The organism is Devosia pacifica (assembly GCF_014652635.1).
Lineage (GTDB): Bacteria > Pseudomonadota > Alphaproteobacteria > Rhizobiales > Devosiaceae > Devosia > Devosia pacifica.
This window is the reverse complement of sequence record NZ_BMZE01000002.1, coordinates 470,675-491,850: the sequence shown is the minus strand read 5'-3', so window position 1 is coordinate 491,850 and position 21,176 is coordinate 470,675. Positions and strand designations below refer to the sequence as shown.

Here is a 21,176-nt window from a genome sequence, read left to right as displayed (position 1 = left end):
AGGTTATTTCTTGCGCCCAAGACCGGGCAGGCCCGGAAAGCGCGAACTGGAACCGCCAAGGCCGGGCAGGCTGCCGCCGGACTTGCCGGACCCGAGCAGCTTGCCGACATCGTCGGGCAGTGTTTCATCGAGTTTCGCAGGTTGCGGTTCGGCGCCGCCAGCCATCTGCTGGAGCTGGGCCGGATCGATCCCGGCCTGCCGCGCCATCGCCTCGAGCTGCTTGGGATCCATCTTCGACATGTCGGGCATGCCGCCCATGGCGCCACCCATCTTGCCGCCGAACATGCCGGCAAGGCTGCCCATGCCGCCCTTCGAAACCTTCTTCATCATGTCCGCCATCTGGCGGTGCTGCTTCATCAGCTTGTTGACGTCCGACACCTGAAGGCCTGACCCCGCAGCAATACGCTTGCGCCGCGACGCGTTGAGAAGGTCCGGGTTTGCCCGTTCCTTCTTGGTCATCGAATTGATGATGGCCACCTGCCGGTCGAACACCTTTTCGTCGATATTGGCACCGGCCATCGCCTTTTTCATCTGGCCCATGCCGGGCATCAGGTTCATCAGGCCGCCCATACCGCCCATCTTCTTCATCTGCAGAAGCTGGGTACGCAGATCCTCGAGGTCGAAGGCGCCCTTCTTGAGCTTCTTCGCCATCTTCTGCGCATCTTCGGCGCTGACGTTCTCGCGGGCTTTCTCGACCAGCGAGACGATGTCACCCATGCCCAGAATGCGGTCAGCGACACGCCCCGGATGGAAATCCTCGAGCGCGTCCATCTTTTCGCCGACACCGATCAGCTTGATCGGCTTGCCGGTGGCAGCACGCATCGACAACGCCGCGCCGCCACGGCCATCGCCGTCGACGCGGGTGAGAACGATACCGGTGACATCAACGCGCTGATCGAACGAGCGCGCCAGATTGACGGCGTCCTGGCCGGTGAGGCTATCGGCGACCAGCAGCACTTCGTGCGGGTTCACCTCCGCCTTGATCTCGGCGGTCTCGGCCATCAGCTCTTCGTCGATATGCGTGCGGCCGGCAGTATCGAAGATGACGACGTCATAGCCGCCCAGCTTGCCTTCGCGCTGCGCGCGGCGGGCAATCTGCACTGGCGTTTCGGTCGTGACGATCTGCAGCGTCGAAACACCGACCTGCTCGCCGAGAACCTTCAACTGCTCCATCGCCGCGGGGCGACGGGTATCGAGCGAGGCCAGCAGGACCTTCTTGTTCTGCTTTTCCTTGAGGCGCTTGGCGATCTTGGCAGTGGTGGTGGTCTTGCCCGAGCCCTGCAGGCCGACCATGAGAATACCGACCGGCGCCGCCGCATTGAGCGAGATCGGCACGGCCTCTTCGCCGAGCACCGCAACCAGCTCGTCGTGAACGATCTTGACCACTTGCTGGCCGGGCGTGACCGAGCGGGTGACCTCGTGCCCAACCGCGCGTTCGCGCACCTGTTCGACGAACCCGCGCACCACCTCGAGCGAGACGTCAGCCTCGATCAGCGCTCGTCGGACTTCGCGCAGCGCTGCTGCGACATCCTTCTCGTTGAGCGCGCCGCGCCCACGAAGGCCTTCGAAGATTTTACCCAGGCGATCGCTGAGATTGTCGAACATATGCCTTCCTTTCGCTCACGGCGTGGCTCTTGCGTGAGCTCCGCCCCGAGGCGGATATGGTCATCATCCTCGATAGTGCAAAGCCGAATGGCACCCGTGGGCGCAACGCGCTGACGGGTGTTGACCGCCTTCCTCTCGGGAAGGCAAGTGGCTCGACTGCACAGATCGGGCAGAGAACGCGCGCTTATAGTCTTGTGAGCCTTACGCCGTCAAGACGCGCCTCGAGAGCCGAGGAGAATTCCCCGAAGGCCCTTTGGCATTGCCAGCACCCTGGATTTCAACCACGGACGCAGTGCGCGGTCCCATACGGTGATCGCAATGCGGCCGCGCCAGTTCAGCGGCACGGCATAATCGTGAACCGGCACCGTCTCTGTTGCCCAGGTGAGCTTGTACGGCATGACCGGCACCATGAGGTCGGCCCCGACAAGGTCGCGTGCCTTGCAGGCACGCAGCATTTCCTCGAGATGCAGCTTTCCGGGGCTCTCTTCGCTGTGCGCGAAATCACGGCTGGCAACGAATGCGTAATAGCGCCGGTTATGGACGAACCCCCATTGCTCGGCGATCGGTTCGCCTAAATGGCGAAGCGAACCCGCAAGCAGTTCGATATCCGGCTGCGAAACGATCCCATCGCAGAATTTCGCAAAGGAGCCATCGGCAAAAGCCCGCGAGGTCAGGCCCTGGCTGCGCAGCCGGGCTGCCCGGCCACTGACCGTACGCTCGATCACGCCGCGAATGGACGGTCCGCCGGAGGACACCTGATGCTCGAGCGGTCCGTCGCGTTCGAGCCGGTTGCGCGCATTGCGCATGTTCTTGCGGGTCTTTGACTTGATGGTCTTGTGGTAGCTGTCGAAATCGGCGTGGCCCGAAAGCGTGACGTAAGGCGCCCCCATTTCGCTGCCGGTACGCACAGACGATGCGGGAAGTCCGCGCTCCAGCGCGCTTCCGGCCCGAACTTTAAGAAAGCTCACACCCTCGGCCGGTGCCTCGCCTGCGGCCGCAGACAAAAGACAAGACAACGCCTTTTGCGGATCCTGACCATGGGCAAGCAGCATATCGGCATATTGCGCATAAGCCTGGCCGATGGGGCTCAGCACCCGGCGCGTCGGTGTCTTGATCCGCTCGAGCGGCAGAATCGCAAGCAGGCTGTTTCCAAGCCATAGCGTCGCGATGACCGGCGTAAAGCCTCGATTGTGCCGCGCGGCCTCAAAATCATAGATGGCCCGGGTCCATGCAAGGCTCTGGAAGAATACCGCCCCGTCGCACCGCGATTCCAGATCAAGCCATTGCTCGGCAATCTCTTCGACTGCAAACCGAGAGGTGAGCACCCTGGCACGAGGCCGTGCGGCCGTGTGAACGCGTGGCGCATTCACAGGTGCTATATCGTTGCCGAGCGCCAGACTGGTCATTTCGCGAACGTGTAGCTCTCGATATCGGCGATACCTTCGGGATTTGAAGGATCGACGCGGAAATCGACGGTGTAGACCTTCTTCTTCTGCGGATTGAGCGGCGAGAATTTCACCGCGCCCGCGAGGCCGAGCTTCGAAAGGTAGGAGAGCCCGGTCGTTTGCTGGCTGAGTTTTTGCATGCCGAGCTTCGAGCGCAGCACACCATTGGCATAGTTGACTGCGTAGTGCCTGCGCAGCTCATTGGTCCAGTGCTCGGTCGTAAACGAGACGTTGAGCATGTCGCCATTGACCACGCGGTGCGGTCCGTTGAGCGGCCAGTGGATCATCTTGCCGGCATCGAGCGTATGCACTTCCGCATAATCATCGAACCAGGGCTCGTACGGCATATCGGTTTCGCGCAGCTGGCCGAGAATGAGTTTTTCCAAGGCCGGCTGCGAGATGAACGGCTGCCGGTTTGGATAGACATAAAGCGTTTTGGTACCACGCACCTGCCACAGGCTCTGGCCCGGTACGTCGGAATGATATTTCACCGATACGTTCGGAGACGAGATCAGCAGCGTCAGATTACGCTTGTAGGAATGAAATCCCGGAACCCTGCCCTCGAACTCGTCGTAAAGCGCATCGAGCATCGTGCCGTAGGCCGGCTCGATCTCGATCGGCTTGACGATGTTGATCCAGATATTGCCGTTTCGCACCGTCTCCAGCACCTGTTTGCCGGATAGGCCACGGATCTCCCCCTCGCGCCGCTTCGGCGGATTGCCTGGGGTGCGCTGCGAGTAGTTGACGTGATAGGCGTCACGCGGTGCGCGCTCGATCAGCGAAGCCAGCGCCTCGTCGGTAAAAAGCGGCGACTCTGCAAGCCTGTGGCTGAGCGCCAGCGAAAAATTACCGAACAGCTTGTCGTAATGCGGCTTCCAGTCGGTGATGATCTGATCGGACATCAGGTTCATGTTCATGGCGCCGGAACTCCTGCAGCCGGGGTGGGAACGTCCTATGTGCAATCATCATACTGCAAGAACTGGTTGCTCGACTGACGGACTCGAAAGCTGGTTAAGATCGCCTGAAGCTTGAAATCACTGACGTTTTGCAGCTCGGTCAAACTGTCTTCAAAGTGTATCTGCTCGGAGCACCTCAAGCCCGCGGGGGTGGCAAAATCCACTGATATGCGCCATATACGCCGATGAGCCTTAAGGCCCTCTATTCTCGAACAGTGCTAGAGGTTGACAGTGAGCGGTACGCCGTTTCTGAAAATGAATGGTCTCGGCAACGCCATTCTAGTCGTCGATATCCGCGACCAAGGCCGGATATCGAGCGAGACTGCGCGACACCTTGCAGCGCAGCCGCGCACCGCCTTCGATCAGGCCATGGTGATTGCAGCGCCCCGCACGCCTGGCACCGACGCGTTGGTCACCATCTATAATGCCGACGGATCGAAGGCCGGCGCGTGCGGCAATGGTACCCGGTGCGTCGCCTACTACCTTGGCCGTGAGACAGGAAAGTCGGAACTTCTGCTCGAAACCGTCTCCGGGCTTCTTGCTGTCACCAACGCCGATCAGGAAATGATCACCGTCGATATGGGAAAACCGCGCTTTGAGTGGGATCAGATCCCGCTTGAGGAGCCGTTTGCCGATACGACCGGCATAGAGTTGCAGGTCGGCCCGATCGACAAGCCGGCGCTGCATACGCCGTCTGTCGTGAATGTTGGCAACCCGCACGCCGTGTTCTGGGTCCACAACGATCCAGACGAGTATGCGCTCGACAGGTTCGGACCATTGCTCGAGAATCATCCGATCTTCCCCGAGCGCGCCAACATTTCTGTTGCGCAGGTGCTGGCTCCCGACCGCATCAAGGTGCGCGTCTGGGAACGGGGCGCGGGTCTCACTCTTGCCTGCGGAACCGCGGCCTGCGCTGTCGCGGTGACGGCGGCCCGAAAGGGCCTTGCCGCGCGCGCCGCAACCATCGTTCTGCCAGGCGGCGAACTACAAATCAGCTGGCGTGAAAGCGATGACCACATACTCATGACCGGACCGTGGGAGCTCGAGCATGAGGGCACGCTCGACGCGGAATTGACCGAAGAAGGGGCCGCATGAGCGTTTCGACCGTCACATTCGGCTGCCGCCTTAACGCCTATGAGAGTGAAGTCATCAAGTCCGAAGCCGAAAAGGCGGGGCTGGACGATGCGATCATTATCAATACCTGCGCCGTGACGGCCGAGGCGGTGCGCCAGGCCAAGCAGGCGATCCGCAAGGCGCGCCGGGACAATCCCTCCGCCCGTATCGTTGTGACCGGCTGCGCCGCGCAGACCGAAGCGCGCAGCTTCGGCGACATGGATGAGGTCGACCTCGTTATCGGCAATGCGGACAAGCTGACATCGAAAAGCTATGAACCCATAGCATTTGGCGTGCGCCTGAATGACAAGGTGCAGGTGAACGACATCATGAGCGTTCGCGAAACTGCCGGACATCTGATCGAAGGCATGGACGGCCGCGCCAGAGCATTCGTTCAGGTACAGAACGGGTGCGATCACCGCTGCACCTTCTGCATTATCCCGTTCGGACGGGGCCCGTCACGCTCCGTGCCGATGGGCGCGGTTGTCGAGCAGATCAAGACACTCGTCGGCAACGGCTATCGCGAAATCGTGCTAACGGGTGTCGATATCACATCCTACGGGCCCGACCTGCCTGGTGCGCCGACACTCGGCAAGCTGACCCAGTCAATCCTCCGGCATGTGCCTGACCTGCCGCGGCTGCGCATCTCATCCATCGATTCAATCGAGGCTGATCCGGATTTGTATGAGGTCATAGCAAGTGAGAGGCGCTTGATGCCGCATCTGCATCTGTCCTTGCAGTCGGGCGACGACCTCATCCTCAAGCGGATGAAGCGGCGGCACTCGCGCGGCGATGCGCTCGAGGTGGTTGCGCAACTCAGACGCCTCAGGCCGGACATGGCGCTGGGCGCCGATATCATTGCCGGCTTCCCGACCGAAAGCGACGAAATGTTCGCGAATACGCTGGCGATTGTCGAGGAGGCCAACCTCAGTCATCTGCATGTCTTCCCGTTCTCGCCGCGTCCCGGCACGCCCGCCGCACGCATGCCTCAGGTGCCGAAAGCTGTTGCACGCGAGCGCGCGGCGAATTTGCGCGAAGCCGGGGCCCGCCAATTCAACAGGCTGCGCGACAGTCGGATCGGCCAAATCGAGCAGGTTCTGATCGAACGGGCTGGGCTTGGGCGGACGGAGCATTTCATACCGATCGACGTTCCGGATACGGAGCCAGGCGAGATCGTCCCGGTCAGGGTGATCGGACGTAGCGATGCCGGGCTTGCCGGTGAACGACTGCTGAGTGCCGCCTGAACGGCGCTCGCCAAGGAAGGCAGCACGATGAGCGAGAAAAAGCCCGGTTTCTTCAAACGGCTATTCGGTGGCCAGGTGGAAACGCCGCCGCCACAACCGGTGAAGCCAGATCTGGGGCCGATCGCGCCCAACCACCCGATCTCGCCCGAGCCTCCCGAGCCATTGACCGAGGACCCGATCATCGAGCCCTCGCAGGTTGCGAGCGTCGACGAGCCAAGCGAGCACGAGTTGCCGCCAGAGGACGATCGCGAGCCACCGTCCGACAGCGAAACGCCTGACGACGATTTTCCGCCCGGCCCGCCGGAGACCGATCCGGACTACGTCGATGATCTCGAGGACACCCCCGGTCCTCAGCCGGCGCCGTCCGCCCCTGCACCCGCCGTCGAACAGCCGGTCGAGGAGACGAAACCCCGAGGAAGCTGGTTTTCAAGACTGGCATCAGGCCTCAAGCGTTCCTCCGACCAGCTTGGCGGGTCGATTGCCGGAATCTTCACGCGCCGCAAGCTCGACGACGAGACGCTGGAGGACCTCGAGGATGTGCTGATTCAGGCAGATCTCGGTATCGATACCGCGACCGCCATCACCGAGTCGCTGCGCCGCGATCGGTACGAGCGTGACGTTTCGGCCGAAGATGTTCGCGGTGTCCTGGCGCAGGAAGTCGAAAAAGTACTGAAGCCGGTGGCGCAGCCACTGCAGATCGACACCGGCCAAAAACCGTTCATCATCCTGATGGTAGGCGTCAACGGTACCGGCAAGACAACGACAATCGGCAAGTTGACGCAAAAGCTGACGGCTGAAGGCCGTTCAGTGATGATGGCCGCAGGCGACACCTTCCGTGCCGCCGCAATCGAGCAGCTGCAGGTCTGGGGCGAACGCACCGGCACCCCTGTCATCAGCAAACCTGCCGGATCGGACGCATCAGGGCTCGCTTATGAGGCGGTTGAACGCGCGACAGCGGAAAAGCGGGACGTGCTGATCATTGACACCGCCGGACGCCTGCAAAACCGCGACGAGCTGATGGGCGAACTCGAAAAGATAATCCGGGTCATCAAGAAGCTGTCTCCCGATGCCCCGCATGCCGTATTGCTGACGCTCGACGCGACGACGGGGCAGAATGCTCTCAGCCAGGTCGAGATTTTCGGCAAGCGTGCTGGCGTCACCGGCCTGGTGATGACAAAGCTCGACGGTACGGCGCGCGGCGGCATTCTTGTTGCCATTGCCAACCGGTTCGGCCTGCCGGTGCATTTCATCGGTGTCGGCGAGGGGGTTGATGACCTCGAGCCATTCAGCGCCAGCGATTTCGCCCGGGCTATTGCCGGAGACACGCAGGCGTGATTGGCACGAGCCGCAATTTCATCATGGTCGGGGCCTAGCAGCGAACCGGATTTCACAATGGCGCGGCCTTGCACCCAGGGGTCGCCCCGCCCATACTTTGAACAGCGTCACCGAGTGAACGAGTTCCATGGCCGACAAGACTGAAAACGCCGATAGCCCACAATCGGAAATCGATTGGGCAGAACTGAAGCCGCAACTGATCAAGTTGGTTCTCGAGCTTGGCCCGTTGGTCGTTTTCTTCATCATGAACGGGCGTGCGGATATCTACGTCGCAACGGCCTGGTTCATGGGTGCCATGGTGCTGTCGCTCGCGATCAGCTGGCTGGTGCTCAAGAAGGTCGCGATCATGCCGCTGATCACCGGCGTGGTGGTTCTGGTATTTGGCGGCCTGACGCTGTGGCTGCAGGACGATACCTTCATCAAGATGAAGCCGACGATCACCAATGTGATGTTTGGCGGTGTGCTGCTTGGCGGCCTATTGTTCGGCCAATCTCTGCTGAAATACGTTTTCGGCGATGTCTACAAACTGCAGCCCAAAGGCTGGTTCTTGCTCACCTTGCGCTGGGGTCTGTTTTTCTTTGCCCTCGCCGCCCTCAACGAAGTGGTCTGGCGCAATTTCTCGACCGATACCTGGGTCGCGTTCAAGGTTTGGGGCATCATGCCGCTGACCATCGTGTTCTCAATGCTGCAAGTGCCGATCCTTAATCGCTACGCTCCGCAGAGCGAGCCGAAGCAGCACGTACCGCCTATCGTGTCAGAGGGCTGAATTCGCTTCTGGGGCCGAGCGTATTGGCCCTAGAGTCCGCCCATCTTGCAGATGATTGCCCATTCGGCATCGCTCACCGGCTGGACTGACAGGCGCGAATTGTTCACCAGCACCATCTCCTGAAGGCCCTCGGTCACCTTGATCTCATCGAGGCTGACGGCCGTCTGAAACGGCTTCACCGCTTCGACATCGACGCACTCCCAGACCACCTTGCCGTTCTTGAGATCCGCGGTTGAATCCGGATGGATGGCTGCGGCGACGCGACAAATGCCGACAACGCATTTATCCTTCACCGAGTGATAAAAGAACGCTTCGTCGCCCACCTGCATCGCCCGCATGTTGTTGCGCGCCTGGTAGTTGCGCACCCCGTTCCACTCCTCGGGGGCGCCCTTGTCCACCAGGTCCTGCCAGGAAAAGGTCTCGGGCTCCGACTTCAGCAGCCAGTACGCCATGTTATCGGCCCGCAGACTTGTTGATGGTCAGCTTGAACGGACGCACCGTGTAATTCGCGAACACTCCGCTTTTGACATAAGGATCCTCGGCATAAATCGCCTCCGCCTCTGCCTGGCTGTCTGCTTCGATCACCATGAAGCTGCCGGTCATCGCCCCGTTCTCGGTGATGAATGGCCCTGCCAGAACAAGCCGATCGCCGAGCACGTCGAGGTGCTTGAGATGATCCGAGCGCGCATCCATGCGCTTTTGCGGGTCATCGGTGTCGTCGGCGATCAGCGCATAGAACATGTCAGTCCTCTCTCTTCAGCGGGCGGGTCATCAGCCCGGTAACGATGGTCGAAATATCGGCTTTTGCCGTCAACAGATCGTTGACGGCACCAATCAGCGGCGCATCGACCGCAGCCTCGTCGGCAAGCGCTGCTGCAACCGGCGCCGTCGCAACGCCTTCCGCCAGGGAAGCGCCCGAAGCGAGGATCGCTTCGGAACTTTCACCCTGGCCCAGCCGAACGCCAAAACGGTAGTTGCGCGATTGGATGCTTGTGCAGGACAGCGTCAGATCGCCAAGCCCGGCAAGTCCGGTAAGGGTTGTGGCAGAGCCGCCAAGCGCGGCAACGATCCGCGCCAGCTCGGCATAGCCCCTGGCGATCAGACCCGCCCGCGCCGAGGCGCCGAGGCCTGCCCCTTCAACGGCGCCGCAGGCAAGCGCATAGACATTCTTGAGAGCGCCAGCGATCTCGACACCGATACGATCATCAGCGGCGTAGGGACGCAACGCGGTGCTGGCAAGCGCCGCCGCCAAGGCTGAAGTTTCGCTGGCACCATCGCCCGCCAAGGTCACTGCAGTCGGCCTGCCTGCCGCGACGTCCTCGGCAAAACTGGGGCCGGACAAAACGTAGGGGATGGCATCAGGCGCCATATCCAAGAGCACGCTGCTCTGGCGCAAAAGCGTACCCTTTTCGAGGCCCTTGGCCGTCAGGATTACGGGAACGCCTGCGAGCGCATCCGGAGCGATTGCCTCGAGCGCCGTGCGGGTCATCTGCGCCGGCACTGCTAGAATGACAATATCCGCCGGTGCAAAGGTCTCCGCGGCCTTCAGGGCCGAATCGAGCCTGCGCCCGGGCAAGTGCGCCTCGTTGGTGTGCAGCGTATTGATTTCCTCGACAACGGCCGAACGACGGGCATAGAGCGTCGTGTCCCGCCCGGCCCCGACGGCAGCCTGTGCCAGCGCAGTGCCCCACGCGCCGGCGCCGATGACGGCGACTGTTTCAAGCGGCATCAGTGTTCACCTGCATGCTGGAATCATCAAGCGGCCAGCGCGCGCGCGCCGACAGGTCGAACCCATCGCTTTGGCCAAGAGCCAGTCGTTCAGCGCCGGCCCATGCCACCATCGCGCCATTATCCGTGCACAGCGCCGGCGGTGGCACAACGAGCCGGGCACCGGCACGATCCGTCACATCGCGCAGAGTCGCAGCAATGGCCTTATTGGCAGCCACCCCCCCGGCAACAACCAGTTGCGGGACCGCATTGGGCAGCTCGCGAGAAAACCTGACAAGCGCCGCGCGTGTCCGGCGGGCAATGATGTCGATGACGCTGGCCTGAAAGCTCGCGGCGATATCGGCGACGTCCTGATCGGAAAGCGGCGCCAATTCCTCGGCCTTCAGGCGCACCGCCGTCTTCAGCCCGGAAAACGAAAAATCCAGCCGGTCCTGATTGAGCAATGGTCGCGGAAACGCGAAGCGACGAGGATCCCCCGAAGCAGCACTGCGTTCGACGGCCGGCCCGCCGGGATGTCCGAGATCAAGCAGCTTCGCCGTCTTGTCGAAAGCCTCTCCCAGCGCGTCGTCGATCGTCGAACCCCACCGTTCGTAATCGCCGACGCCGCGCACCAAGACGAATTGGCTGTGACCGCCGGACACCAGAAGCAGCAGGTATGGAAACGCGATCTTGTCGGTCAGCCGGGCGGTCAGCGCATGCGCTTCGAGGTGATTGACGCCGATCAGCGGCTTACCGAGAGCCGCCGCAAGCCCCTTGGCGGTGGTCAATCCCACGAGCAGCCCGCCGATCAGCCCAGGTCCCGCGGTTGCGGCTATGGCGTCGATATCCTCGAGCGCCATGTCGGCATCGGCGCAGGCCTCGGCGATTATCGCATCGAGCCAGGAGATATGCGCGCGCGCCGCGAGTTCAGGCACGACCCCGCCAAACGCCGCGTGTTCGGCAAATTGCGAGCGCACCACATTGGAACGGATTTCGCCCTCGCCGGTTGGAAACCGCACGACGATGGACGCCGCGGTTTCGTCGCAGCTAGTCTCGATACCCAGCACACTGGCAAGCGCTTGCCCGGTCACGGCGATCTATACTACTCCCTTGGAGACTTCTTCGCGTACACTAGGACTTATCGCCTTGCAATCGACAGAGCCCCTGCTTCGCCTCGGTACCCGCGGATCGCCTCTCGCAATGGCACAGGCTGAGGAGACTCGGGATCGACTGGCGCAGGCACACGGGATCGACCCCGAACAGATCGCCATTGTCCCATTCCTGTCGACCGCCGACCGGCTGGTCGATCGCCCGCTTAGCGAAGTCGGTGGTAAAGGCTTGTTCACCAAGGAAATTGATCAGGCGCTTTTCGACAACCGTATAGATATCGGCGTACACTCGGCCAAGGACATGGCAACAAAACTGCCCGATGAAATGAAGATCGCGGCTTTCCTTGAGCGCGAGGATGTGCGCGATGCCTTCATTTCGCTGGTGGCGCGCGGCATCGACTATTTGCCCGAGGGCGGCAAGTTCGGCACATCATCGATCCGCCGGGCGGCGCAGGTGAAGCGCATGCGCCCTGATCTGCGCATCGTGCCATTCCGCGGCAATGTGCAAACGCGACTGCAAAAGCTTGCCGACGGTGTTGCTGACGCCACGCTTTTGGCGATGGCAGGCCTCAACCGGCTTGGCCAGGGACACCGCATCACGCTGCCGCTGGAGCCCGAGAGCTTTCTGCCCGCTCCCGCGCAAGGTGCCATCGCGCTGGCGGTGCGCAGCAATGACGAGAAGAGCCTTGAACTGGCCAGTGCCATCAACCACGCGCCGACAAGCCATGCTGTTATGTCCGAGCGCGCATTGCTGGATGTGCTTGACGGCTCCTGTCGCACACCGGTCGCGGCGCTTGCGCAACTCGATGACGGACATCTGACGATCAAGGCTGAAATTCTCAGCCTCGATGGTTCGGAGCACTTCGCTGAAAGTGGAGAGGGCACGAGCGACGAGGCCGAGGCGATCGGCGCGGATGTCGCGCATCGTCTGCTCGCTGCGGCGGGACCGGAGTTCATCGCGCGCTGGAGCGACCAATGACAGTGATGCTGGTGACACGCCCCGAGCCCGATGCGCGCGCCACCGCTTCTCATCTCGATGCGCTCGGCATTGACGCCTTGATCTGTCCGATGCTGAACTGCGTGACACTAAACGACGCAGCAATTCCCGATCCCAAGGCATATGCCGGCCTGGCGTTGACCAGCGCCAATGGTTTGCGCAGCCTTGCCGAGATTGCCGATCTCTCAGAATTCACGCATCTGCCGCTCTATGCCGTGGGAAATGCCAGCGCCGAAGAAGCGGCTTCATTGGGGTTCATCAATATCCACAATGCCGGCGGAGCACTTGCCGAGCTGGCCGAGACGATCGTTCACAACGCGCCGGGGGGCCGGATTCTGCACCCGGCGGGCGTGCATCGCTCAGGTGATCTGGCGCGATCAGTCGCCGAACACGGCGTCAGCGTCGACACCATCGCCATTTACGACATGCAGCCGACGCAGCAGCTGCCGACGCAGATACTGGATCAGTTCGAATCGGGCAGTGTCGCTGCGATCCTGTTTTATTCGCAGCGTACCGCCGCCACCTTCATCGGATGCCTCGGCGACCGGCTTGAGCCGCGCCACCGCGCCGCGATCGAGGTCCTGTGCCTCTCGGAAAAGGTGGCCGAGCCGCTGCTTAATGCGCACTTTACCCGGATCAGCCTTGCCGATCGACCCGACGAGGATGCGATGATGGCGCTGGCACTGGCTTTTGCCCGCGAGCAAAACCGGGCATGATGGACGCGAACAGGGGATGATTTGATGAGCAACAAGTCCACCGGGCCGGCTAAGCCGCCTGTGACTGACGCGCAGGCAGACAAGAACAAGACGAGCGAAACCACCCCGACCGAGACTGCGAGCAGCGCGGGCAAAAAGCCGGCAGATGTTAACAAGCCGGCAAAAACCGGCACAGCCACAAACCGCGCGGGCGTGCCGACCAGCGACGCGGCCAAGAGCGCAGGTGCCGAGGCACCTGACGCAAAACCCTCAGACACCAAGACGTCTGACGCCGCCGGCGTATCTGCCTCGCGAGAACCTGGCAGCGCACCAAAGGCGTCTGAAGCAGATGCGAAAGCGTCATCAGTGGCGGATCGACCTCTCGACACTGGCTCCGGTGGCGGCTCGGACGGCGTGTTTGCCGCGACGTTGATCGGCGTGATCGGCGGCGGTGTCCTCGGATTAGCTGCAGCCTATGCCATTGCCTGGGCCGGTATGTGGCCAGTCCCTGCCGATAACAGCACTGACCCTCTCGAGCAGCAGCTCACAACCTTGTCGGACAGCCAGCAAGAGATCCAGCAATCGCTATCGGCACTTGAAACCCGTATCGAGGAGGCACCAGACGTTGAGCAGCGTCTGTCTGATGTGGAACAGGTCGTCGCGGCCCTGCCGGAACCGACAAACGGTTCCGCCGATGTTAGCGGCCTTTCTGCATCGCTTGAAGAGGTGCAGCAGAGGCTGGAAGAACTGGAGGCGGGCGCCGGCGGCGCGGCGTCTGGTGATACTGCAGCACTCTCCGAAGCCCAGGGCGCAATCGATCAGCTGTCGAGCCAGCTCGCCGAACTGGAACAGACGCTCGGCGCCCAGCAAACCGAGATCGGCGAGTTGTCTGCGGCAGCAGACGACGCGGGGCCGGACACACTCGTCAGCGCAATCCGCTTGCCGCTGGTGCTCTCGAGCCTCGAGACCGCCTTCAATAGTGGTCGCGCCTTTACTGAGGAACTCGACGCTCTGGGCACAACATTGCCCGAGCTTGCCATACCGGATGCCCTGTCCGATGCGGCGGATACCGGGCTTGCCCGGCCCGATCAGGTCGCCTCGGCGTTCCGCTCGGCAATGCCGGACATGCTGGCAAGGCAACCTGTCGACGAAAACGCCGACTGGACCGCGCGCACTGGCGCGTGGTTGCAGTCCGTCCTCGCGATCCGCCCGAGCGGTGAAGTCGCCGGCGAAACGCCACAGGCGGTCTTGAGCCAGGTTGAGGCGGCATTGGCGCGCCAGGATTTCATTGAAGCGCGAGACCTTCTCGCCACCCTGCCAGAGCCGATGCTTGCGGCTGCCGGTGATGTGACGGACATGGTCGCCCGTCAGGCGGCAGCCGATGAAATCCTGATCGCTGCACGACGCTCCGCCCTCGATGTCGCCGAGGAGGTAGGCTCGTGATTCGTCTTGCATTATGGATTATCGCCAGTCTTGTCGTAACGGTACTGATCGCCTGGTTGGCGGCGGTGCCCGGCACGGTCACCCTCGATGTCGCCGGGTGGCGGGTTGAGCCGCAGATTGGAACAGCCTTATTTCTTCTTGCGCTGTTCGTCGTCCTGATCATTGTGCTTTGGAGCCTGGTCCGGTGGTTGATGCGGGCCCCCGGCGCGTTGGCCCGCCGCTCACGTGAACGTCGGCGCATTCACGGCATCGACGCGCTTTCTCAGGCCTTTATCGCCTTGCAGGCCGGTGATGCCGGTCGCGCGCGGCACCTCGCCCGGGACGCGCGTCAGCGCCTGCCCAACAACCCGGCGCCGCGTTTGCTCGAAGCGCGGGCGGATTTGGCGCTGGGCGAAATGTCAGCGGCACGCGAACATTACCGGGCGCTGATTTCCGACGATCGGACGGCCATGGCGGCGCTTCTCGGGCTTTATGAGCAGGCCCGCGCGCAGCATCGTACGGAAGCGGCGCTGACCTTTGCGCGCAAGGCCATCGCCCTAGAGCCGGCCAGTCCCTGGGCCAGCGACGCCGTCTTCGGCGATCTGGTCAAGCGCGGGGCATGGGCCCAGGCCGTTGCAATGGTCAACGACCAGCCGGCGTCGGGCCGATCGGAGCGCGCCGCCAAGCAGCGCAAGCAGGCAGTGATCGAAACCGCCCGCGCCCGCGAGACCGAGATCAGCGACCCGCTGGCAGCGCTTGATCATGCCCTTACCGCATTGAAACTGATTCCAGATTTCGTCCCAGCCGCGCTGATTGCGGCACGTATCCACTCGCACCGCGGTGAGGTGCGGCGTGCGCTCAGCCTGTTGCGCCGTGTCTGGCGGGCAACCGAGCATCCGCAGGTGGCCTTGCTTTATGCCGGGGCGCAGCCCGGCGCCGCGCCTACGGAACGGCTGAAACGCACGCGCGAATTGATTACGACGCCGCCGCGCGACCGTTCATCGGCAATGGTCCTGGCGCGCGCGGCGATCGATGCCGCAGACTGGCCGTTGGCGCGCGAAGCTCTCGGCCCCTATATCGGCGAGCCGACCCAGGGCATTGCGAGCCTGATGGCTGAGCTCGAGGAAGGCGAAACGGGCGATCACGGCAAGGCCCGCGAATGGCTGGCGCGTGCCGTGCGCGCGCCGCGCGATCCATGCTGGACCGCGGACGGTATCACCAGTGACGAGTGGGAGCCGGTCTCTCCGATCACAGGCCGGCTGGATGCCTTCGAATGGAAGGTGCCGGTGACCGCTGTCTCGGTGCCGGTGAGCGACACGCGCCCGATGTCGAGCCAACCCGACGACGCACCGGCCATCGCAGAACCGCAATCCGGTACCGCATTGCCCCTTGCACCACGCGAACAGGCCCAGTAAAAGAGCCCCGCCGGTCCGCCCGGCATGCCGCTTTAGCTCAGTTGGTAGAGCACATCATTCGTAATGATGGGGTCGCGTGTTCGAGTCACGCAAGCGGCACCACTTCCTTCCAATATGTCCAGTCGGCAACGGGCCCAGCGCATCGATACAGCGTTAGAGCCCCGCCCCGTTGAGCAGCTTCGGACCGTTCGGGCTCACGCTGGCGGCCGCGCGGATCATGGCGTCCTTGATCGGCTCCGTTCGATCGACAAGACCGAGACCAAGATCCCTTAAAGCCCGGATTGCCCCCACATCATTGGAGAACAACCGGTTCATGCCATCGGTGACCATCGCCATAGTGGCTGTATCGAACCGGCGCCAGCGCTGGTAGCGCTCAAGCACCTGTTCGGTTCCGATGTCGAGCCCCAGGCGCGCCGCATCGATGATCACTTCGGCAAGGGCTGCCACATCCTTAAGTCCCAGATTGAGGCCCTGCCCGGCAATCGGGTGGACGACATGCGCGGCATCGCCAATCAGCGCCAGGCGCGGCCCGATGAAACTGTGCGCCAATTGCAGCCGAAGCGGAAAACTCATCACCGTCTCCTCGACGCGAACGGCGCCAAGGGTCGATCCCATCACGGCTTCAATACGTTCGGCCTGCTGTTCGGCAGAAGCGCCGAGAATCTCCCCGACGTTCTCCGAGCGTTCCGTCCAGACCAGCGAAGATCGCTTGCCCGGCAATGGCAGGCTGGCAAACGGCCCAGACGGACGGAAATGCTCATAAGCAACGCCCTCATGGTCCAGTGCGTGGGCGATGGTGGTGACGATTCCTGATTGTCCATAGTCATGACGAAAAACGCCGATGCCGGCCATATCCCGGAGTGAGGATTGCGCGCCATCTGCGGCGATGACGAGACTGGCTTCGAGCGAACTGCCATCTGCGAGCCCCAGCCGGGCGCGACCGCCTTTGCCATCAAAGCTGTGCACCTGCGCCGGCGCCAGTAAAGTAATGGACGGATCAACCGCCGCCAGAAGTGCCTCCGCCATTGCCGCGTTTGGCACCATGTGCGCGAAAGCCTCACCGGGCGCAACGTCTCCGGAGAAACTCAGAAACAGCGGCCGGGCGATGTCTTCGCCGGCGGAATCCGTGATGCGCATCGCGGTGATCGGCTGCGCCCGTTCGGCCATTGGCTGCCAGATATCGAGCGCGTCGAAAACCCGCCGCACCCCCGCCGCGATCGCTGTAGCTCGGCTATCCTTCGGAATGGTCATATCGCGCCGCTCAACGATCGCAACCCGAAGACCACGACCGTATCGGGATAGCGCCAGGGCCATGGTGAGCCCAGCCGGACCACCCCCGAGGATTGCCACATCCACTTTGGTATCAGCCATTCGTTTACTCCCGCCGCGTTTGTCGGTCATTGCGATACCAATCCCCTGCGCCAACGGCCGCCTCCGGTCAACATCAAGCGCCCCGTGCACGCTGCCCAATTTTTGTGCATTGACGCATGTTATCTGATGAATTGCTCGGCAAATGATCAGAATTGATGCAATGCAGTTCTGCGGCCATACCAGCGCAAAGCTCAAAGCTCTTATTTTTCATAGGGTTGCAGATTGCGGCAGCAGTTTGGCACGGCGCTTGAGTCTCTTTCGGCATCGCAAGGCTCGCGACATCCAGGAAAGGAGCATCCATGAAACTTGTGGTTGCCATCATTAAACCGTCGAGGCTCGAAGAAGTTCGCCAAGCGCTGAATTCTCTCGACGTCCACGGAATGACCGTCACCGAAGTCAAAGGATACGGTCGCCAGAAGGGGCACTCGGAAATCTACCGCGGCACGGAGTACGCGGTGCATTTCCTGCCAAAGCTCAAGGTCGAGATCGCAGTCGACAGCGCCCAGGCCGATGCAGTTGCCGCATCGATCCGCGAAAGCGCCCAGACCGGCCGCATCGGCGACGGCAAGATCTTCATCCTCGATCTTCTCGCCGTGACCCGCATCCGCACCGGCGAGTCCGGCGCGGCAGCGCTGTAAGCGATACGTTAGGGAGAAAACATAAATGAAACCGCAAACCCTGAAACTTCTCGGCACCGCGGCCCTGGCGTCGCTGGCTCTGGCGCTTCCGGCCTTCGGCCAGGATGCTGAACCGGTTGTGGAGGCGACGGAGGAAGTTGTTGCCACGCCGGAATGGGCCCTGATCTTCAATACCTTGCTGTTCCTGATCGGCGGCTTTCTGGTGATGTGGATGGCTGCGGGCTTCGCCATGCTCGAAGCTGGCCTCGTCCGCACCAAGAACGTCTCCATGCAGTGCCTCAAGAACATTGCGCTCTACTCTGTCGCCGGCATCATGTTCTGGTTCACCGGCTATTCGCTGATGTATTCCGGCGTCGACGGCGGCTTTATCGGCTCGTTCGGCCCCTACAACTTCCCCGCTCCTGGCGCCGATACCGGTGAAGCCGGCTATTCGGTGGCATCCGACTGGTTCTTCCAGATGGTGTTCTGTGCGACCACTGCGTCGATCGTTTCAGGCACGCTTGCCGAGCGCATCAAGTTCTGGCCGTTCCTGGCATTCACCGTCATCCTGACCGGTTTCATCTACCCGATTGCCGGTTCCTGGCAGTGGGGCGGCGGCTGGCTGGCTGAAATGGGCTTTTCCGACTTCGCCGGTTCGACGCTCGTTCACTCGGTCGGTGGCTGGGCAGCGCTCGCCGGTGCTCTGATCCTTGGTGCACGTCACGGCAAGTACGGTGCCGATGGCACGGTCATGGCGATGCCCGGCTCGTCCATCCCGCTGGCAACGCTTGGCATGTTCATCCTCTGGCTCGGCTGGTTCGGCTTTAACGGCGCATCCCAGCTGGCCATGGGCACTATTGCCGATGCTGGCGACGTATCGCGCATCTTCGCCAACACCAACATGGCAGCTGCTGCAGGTGCCGTCGTTGCGGTGATCGCCACCCAGCTGATCTACAAGAAGATCGACGTCACCATGGTGATCAACGGCGCCCTTGCCGGTCTCGTCTCGATCACTGCCGAGCCACTGGCACCATCCATGCCGATCGCGCTTCTGGTTGGCGGCATTGGTGGCCTGATCGTCGTGTTCACAGTGCCGCTGCTCGATCGCTTCAAGATCGACGACGTCGTGGGCGCCATCCCGGTCCACCTGGTCTGCGGCATCTGGGGCACGCTGATCGTGCCGCTGTCGAACTCGGGCACCAACTATGTGACCCAGTTCATCGGCGTCATCTCCTACGGCATCTTCACCCTCGTGGTCTCCGCCATCGTCTGGTTCATCATCAAGGTGACCATCGGCATGCGGGTCAGCGAAGAAGAAGAAGCACTCGGTCTCGACCGCTCGGAAGTGGGCGTCGAAGCCTACCCCGAATTCAACTGATCCTCCCGCGACGGGCGGTCCGGCGTATGCCGGGCCGCCGCTCTTGCAAGCGGCGTGCAGCCTGTGCCCTCTTGGCCCGCCACAGAGGCTTCCCACTCGCAAACCGCATGGGCTGCACACCCCTTGCAAGCTGGACCGCTCCCGAAGCCGCCGCTCGAGCGCGGTTCTCTTGCAAGCCCAACTCAGCGCATTTCATGCGCATATGCTGCTCACGGGCTGCGCACAATGCCTATTACGTGGGCAGCAACGTGGCGACGAATGAGCCATACGCAACTGCTCATCAACTAAGCTTTTGAAACTGCAATCACTTCCAGAAAGCATGGGAGTGGCACGCGGCTTGAAATGGTTGCCCCCGAGAACCGGCGCCCGAACGGCGTGGAGGAGGCACCGTCAACCGCGACCCTCGGCCCAAACTGGCGCCGAAAGGTCTCGTGCGCTCTCCTGCCGCCACAGTGCCGGTGCACCGTCGCCCTGGAGACCACAAGAACATGTTAGCGCGCAGACTTTATGCCGGCCTCACCCCCTTCCTGATATTGGCCGCTCCCGTGGCCGCTTTCGCCCAGGAAGCCGCACAGGCCACACCGGACATAGCCCAGGGGGCTGCTCAGATTGTCGAGCAGGCCGCTCCTGTGATCGACAAGGGGGACACAGCCTGGATGCTGGTCAGCACGCTCCTTGTTGTTCTGATGACCATTCCCGGCCTTGCCCTGTTTTATGGTGGACTTGTCCGCTCCAAGAATATTCTTTCGATCCTCACTCAGGTTTTCGCCGGCTTCGCCATGCTGTCTCTGCTTTGGGTCGCCTATGGATATTCCCTTGCGTTCGCAGGGCCCTCAGAGGGTGGGCTATCCTCGTTCATCGGGGATTTCTCGAAGCTTTTCCTGTCGGGCGTCACCCCTGACAGTAGAGCTGCCACCTTCTCGGCAGGCTTCGAGTTACCGGAACTGGTGTTTGTCTGCTTCCAGCTGACATTCGCGGCGATCACCGGCACGCTGATTGTCGGTGCCGTGGCCGAACGGATTATATTCGGCGCGCTGATGACCTTCCTCGCCATCTGGTTCACCTTCTCGTATCTACCGATCGCGCACATGGTGTGGTCCGGCCCCGGTCTGCTGTTCAATCTCGGCGCCTATGATTTCGCCGGCGGCACGGTTGTTCACATCAACTCCGGTGTCGCGGCCCTGATCGCAGCAATCGTCCTCGGCCCGCGTCGCGGCTATCTGAAGGAGCCTTTGGCCCCGCACAACCTGACCTTCACCTTTATCGGGGCCTGCCTTCTTTGGGTTGGCTGGTTCGGCTTCAATGCGGGCTCGAATCTCGAGGCGAACGGGCTGACGGCGCAGGCTTTCCTCAACACCATCACGGCGCCCGCTGCTGCCGCGCTCGCATGGATGATCGGCGAAAAACTCTCTCGCGGCCACGCCTCCGCGCTTGGTGCGGTCTCCGGCGCAGTGGCCGGGCTTGTCGCCATCACGCCAGCTGCCGGGTTTTCCGGCACAGTGGGCGCCATCGTGCTCGGGGCCATTGCCGGCCTCATCTGCCTGTGGGCGGTGGTCACGCTCAAGCCGATGCTGCGTTATGACGACAGCCTCGATGTGTTCGGCATTCATGGCATAGGCGGTATTGTCGGCGCCATAGGCACAGCCTTTGTCGCGAACCCGGCCTTTGGCGGCTACCCGCTCGAGGGTTATGCGATGTGGGGACAGGCGGTCATCCAGATTTCGGCAGTTGCGATTGCAATCGTCTGGTCGGCAGTGGTGACGTTGGTAGCGCTGTTCATCGTCAAGTTGATCTTCTCGGGACTGCGGGTCGGCGAGAGCGAGGAGACTGACGGGCTCGACCTCGCAACCCATGGCGAGCGGGCCTACAACTAGCTGGGGCGATTAGGTGACACGCTGAAAGGGCTCGCCCACTCGGGCGGGCTCTTTCTCGTTTCCGGGCGATTAGGCGGCGATTAACCACATCTGGCTAGGATCGCTTCACCATGGGCTCATCAGCCTA

General features: G+C 62.2%; 19 protein-coding genes and 1 tRNA gene. 12 read left to right on the top strand and 8 right to left on the bottom strand.

The window, feature by feature from the left end; all coding sequences use genetic code 11:
- Window positions 1-3: 3 nt before the first annotated feature.
- The 3 genes from ffh to IE127_RS09515 form a co-directional block, all read right to left on the bottom strand.
- Window positions 4-1,605, bottom strand: coding sequence for a signal recognition particle protein (gene ffh / locus IE127_RS09525; protein ID WP_189425446.1), 1,602 nt, complete (start codon window positions 1,603-1,605; stop codon window positions 4-6).
- A gap of 209 nt (window positions 1,606-1,814) precedes the next feature.
- Window positions 1,815-3,011: a GNAT family N-acetyltransferase gene (locus IE127_RS09520; protein ID WP_189425445.1), complete on the bottom strand. Its 1,197-nt coding sequence runs from the start codon at window positions 3,009-3,011 to the stop codon at window positions 1,815-1,817.
- Window positions 3,008-3,967, bottom strand: coding sequence for a hypothetical protein (locus tag IE127_RS09515; RefSeq protein WP_189425444.1), 960 nt, complete (start codon window positions 3,965-3,967; stop codon window positions 3,008-3,010). The genes IE127_RS09520 and IE127_RS09515 overlap by 4 nt, the downstream gene beginning before the upstream one ends.
- A 294-nt stretch (window positions 3,968-4,261) precedes the next feature.
- On the opposite strand from IE127_RS09515, the gene dapF reads away from it, so the two are divergent.
- The 4 genes from dapF to IE127_RS09495 all read left to right on the top strand — a co-directional run bounded on the left by dapF (window position 4,262) and on the right by IE127_RS09495 (window position 8,464).
- Window positions 4,262-5,101, top strand: a complete 840-nt coding sequence (gene dapF / locus IE127_RS09510; RefSeq protein WP_189426082.1) for a diaminopimelate epimerase — start codon at window positions 4,262-4,264, stop codon at window positions 5,099-5,101.
- Window positions 5,098-6,363, top strand: a complete 1,266-nt coding sequence (gene mtaB, locus IE127_RS09505; protein WP_189425443.1) for a tRNA (N(6)-L-threonylcarbamoyladenosine(37)-C(2))-methylthiotransferase MtaB — start codon at window positions 5,098-5,100, stop codon at window positions 6,361-6,363. The genes dapF and mtaB overlap by 4 nt, the downstream gene beginning before the upstream one ends.
- 27 nt (window positions 6,364-6,390) lie before the next feature.
- Window positions 6,391-7,698 carry a signal recognition particle-docking protein FtsY gene (ftsY, locus tag IE127_RS09500; protein ID WP_189425442.1) on the top strand — a complete coding sequence of 436 codons (1,308 nt, stop codon included), beginning with the start codon at window positions 6,391-6,393 and terminating at the stop codon, window positions 7,696-7,698.
- A gap of 127 nt (window positions 7,699-7,825) precedes the next feature.
- Window positions 7,826-8,464 (top strand): septation protein A, encoded by a 639-nt coding sequence (locus IE127_RS09495; RefSeq protein WP_189425441.1) that lies wholly within the window; start codon window positions 7,826-7,828, stop codon window positions 8,462-8,464.
- Window positions 8,465-8,493: 29 nt separating this feature from the next.
- On the opposite strand, the gene IE127_RS09490 is transcribed toward IE127_RS09495, so the two are convergent.
- The 4 genes from IE127_RS09490 to tsaD are packed head-to-tail and all read right to left on the bottom strand — an operon-like array spanning window position 8,494 to window position 11,238.
- Window positions 8,494-8,916, bottom strand: a complete 423-nt coding sequence (locus IE127_RS09490) for an EVE domain-containing protein (RefSeq protein WP_189425440.1) — start codon at window positions 8,914-8,916, stop codon at window positions 8,494-8,496.
- Between the two features lies 1 nt (window position 8,917).
- The gene (locus tag IE127_RS09485) at window positions 8,918-9,205 is read right to left on the bottom strand and encodes a YciI family protein (RefSeq protein WP_189425439.1); all 288 of its coding nucleotides are present in this window, start codon (window positions 9,203-9,205) and stop codon (window positions 8,918-8,920) included.
- A 1-nt stretch (window position 9,206) separates the two neighbouring features.
- Complete coding sequence (locus IE127_RS09480) at window positions 9,207-10,193, bottom strand: NAD(P)H-dependent glycerol-3-phosphate dehydrogenase (protein WP_189425438.1); 987 nt, start codon at window positions 10,191-10,193, stop codon at window positions 9,207-9,209.
- Complete coding sequence (gene tsaD / locus IE127_RS09475; protein ID WP_189425437.1) at window positions 10,183-11,238, bottom strand: tRNA (adenosine(37)-N6)-threonylcarbamoyltransferase complex transferase subunit TsaD; 1,056 nt, start codon at window positions 11,236-11,238, stop codon at window positions 10,183-10,185. The genes IE127_RS09480 and tsaD overlap by 11 nt, the downstream gene beginning before the upstream one ends.
- Before the next feature lie 43 nt (window positions 11,239-11,281).
- Here tsaD and hemC point away from each other — a divergent pair, with 43 nt between their 5' ends.
- The 5 genes from hemC to IE127_RS09450 all read left to right on the top strand — a co-directional run bounded on the left by hemC (window position 11,282) and on the right by IE127_RS09450 (window position 15,911).
- On the top strand, window positions 11,282-12,259 hold the full coding sequence (hemC, locus tag IE127_RS09470; RefSeq protein ID WP_308430298.1) for a hydroxymethylbilane synthase: 978 nt from the start codon (window positions 11,282-11,284) through the stop codon (window positions 12,257-12,259).
- Entirely contained in the window at window positions 12,256-12,993 is a 738-nt protein-coding gene (locus tag IE127_RS09465; RefSeq protein WP_189425435.1) for a uroporphyrinogen-III synthase, read from the top strand. The genes hemC and IE127_RS09465 overlap by 4 nt, the downstream gene beginning before the upstream one ends.
- Before the next feature lie 24 nt (window positions 12,994-13,017).
- On the top strand, window positions 13,018-14,415 hold the full coding sequence (locus tag IE127_RS09460) for a COG4223 family protein (RefSeq protein WP_189425434.1): 1,398 nt from the start codon (window positions 13,018-13,020) through the stop codon (window positions 14,413-14,415).
- Complete coding sequence (locus IE127_RS09455; RefSeq protein WP_189425433.1) at window positions 14,412-15,809, top strand: heme biosynthesis protein HemY; 1,398 nt, start codon at window positions 14,412-14,414, stop codon at window positions 15,807-15,809. Before IE127_RS09460 ends, IE127_RS09455 begins: the two co-directional genes overlap by 4 nt.
- A 26-nt stretch (window positions 15,810-15,835) precedes the next feature.
- Window positions 15,836-15,911, top strand: a tRNA-Thr gene (locus IE127_RS09450).
- 51 nt (window positions 15,912-15,962) lie between these two features.
- Here the strand turns inward: IE127_RS09450 and IE127_RS09445 are convergent.
- Window positions 15,963-17,180, bottom strand: a complete 1,218-nt coding sequence (locus IE127_RS09445) for an FAD-dependent monooxygenase (protein ID WP_244640081.1) — start codon at window positions 17,178-17,180, stop codon at window positions 15,963-15,965.
- Window positions 17,181-17,479: 299 nt separating this feature from the next.
- Here IE127_RS09445 and IE127_RS09440 point away from each other — a divergent pair, with 299 nt between their 5' ends.
- The 3 genes from IE127_RS09440 to IE127_RS09430 all read left to right on the top strand — a co-directional run bounded on the left by IE127_RS09440 (window position 17,480) and on the right by IE127_RS09430 (window position 21,049).
- Entirely contained in the window at window positions 17,480-17,818 is a 339-nt protein-coding gene (locus tag IE127_RS09440; protein WP_189425431.1) for a P-II family nitrogen regulator, read from the top strand.
- A gap of 25 nt (window positions 17,819-17,843) precedes the next feature.
- Entirely contained in the window at window positions 17,844-19,175 is a 1,332-nt protein-coding gene (gene amtB, locus IE127_RS09435; RefSeq protein ID WP_189425430.1) for an ammonium transporter AmtB, read from the top strand.
- 488 nt (window positions 19,176-19,663) lie between these two features.
- Window positions 19,664-21,049, top strand: coding sequence for an ammonium transporter (locus IE127_RS09430; protein WP_189425429.1), 1,386 nt, complete (start codon window positions 19,664-19,666; stop codon window positions 21,047-21,049).
- The last annotated feature ends 127 nt before the right edge of the window (window positions 21,050-21,176 follow it).

Bases quoted from the DNA above. Each gene is read 5' to 3' on its own strand.
- IE127_RS09445 (WP_244640081.1), bottom strand. From the start codon at position 17,180: ATGGCTGATACCAAAGTGGATGTGGCAATCCTCGGGGGTGGTCCGGCT.
- amtB (WP_189425430.1), top strand. From the start codon at position 17,844: ATGAAACCGCAAACCCTGAAACTTCTCGGCACCGCGGCCCTGGCGTCG.
- IE127_RS09485 (WP_189425439.1), bottom strand. From the start codon at position 9,205: ATGTTCTATGCGCTGATCGCCGACGACACCGATGACCCGCAAAAGCGC.
- mtaB (WP_189425443.1), top strand. From the start codon at position 5,098: ATGAGCGTTTCGACCGTCACATTCGGCTGCCGCCTTAACGCCTATGAG.
- IE127_RS09460 (WP_189425434.1), top strand. From the start codon at position 13,018: ATGAGCAACAAGTCCACCGGGCCGGCTAAGCCGCCTGTGACTGACGCG.
- IE127_RS09495 (WP_189425441.1), top strand. From the start codon at position 7,826: ATGGCCGACAAGACTGAAAACGCCGATAGCCCACAATCGGAAATCGAT.
- ffh (WP_189425446.1), bottom strand. From the start codon at position 1,605: ATGTTCGACAATCTCAGCGATCGCCTGGGTAAAATCTTCGAAGGCCTT.
- IE127_RS09465 (WP_189425435.1), top strand. From the start codon at position 12,256: ATGACAGTGATGCTGGTGACACGCCCCGAGCCCGATGCGCGCGCCACC.
- ftsY (WP_189425442.1), top strand. From the start codon at position 6,391: ATGAGCGAGAAAAAGCCCGGTTTCTTCAAACGGCTATTCGGTGGCCAG.
- IE127_RS09490 (WP_189425440.1), bottom strand. From the start codon at position 8,916: ATGGCGTACTGGCTGCTGAAGTCGGAGCCCGAGACCTTTTCCTGGCAG.
- IE127_RS09430 (WP_189425429.1), top strand. From the start codon at position 19,664: ATGTTAGCGCGCAGACTTTATGCCGGCCTCACCCCCTTCCTGATATTG.
- IE127_RS09515 (WP_189425444.1), bottom strand. From the start codon at position 3,967: ATGAACATGAACCTGATGTCCGATCAGATCATCACCGACTGGAAGCCG.
- dapF (WP_189426082.1), top strand. From the start codon at position 4,262: ATGAATGGTCTCGGCAACGCCATTCTAGTCGTCGATATCCGCGACCAA.
- IE127_RS09440 (WP_189425431.1), top strand. From the start codon at position 17,480: ATGAAACTTGTGGTTGCCATCATTAAACCGTCGAGGCTCGAAGAAGTT.
- IE127_RS09480 (WP_189425438.1), bottom strand. From the start codon at position 10,193: ATGCCGCTTGAAACAGTCGCCGTCATCGGCGCCGGCGCGTGGGGCACT.
- IE127_RS09520 (WP_189425445.1), bottom strand. From the start codon at position 3,011: ATGACCAGTCTGGCGCTCGGCAACGATATAGCACCTGTGAATGCGCCA.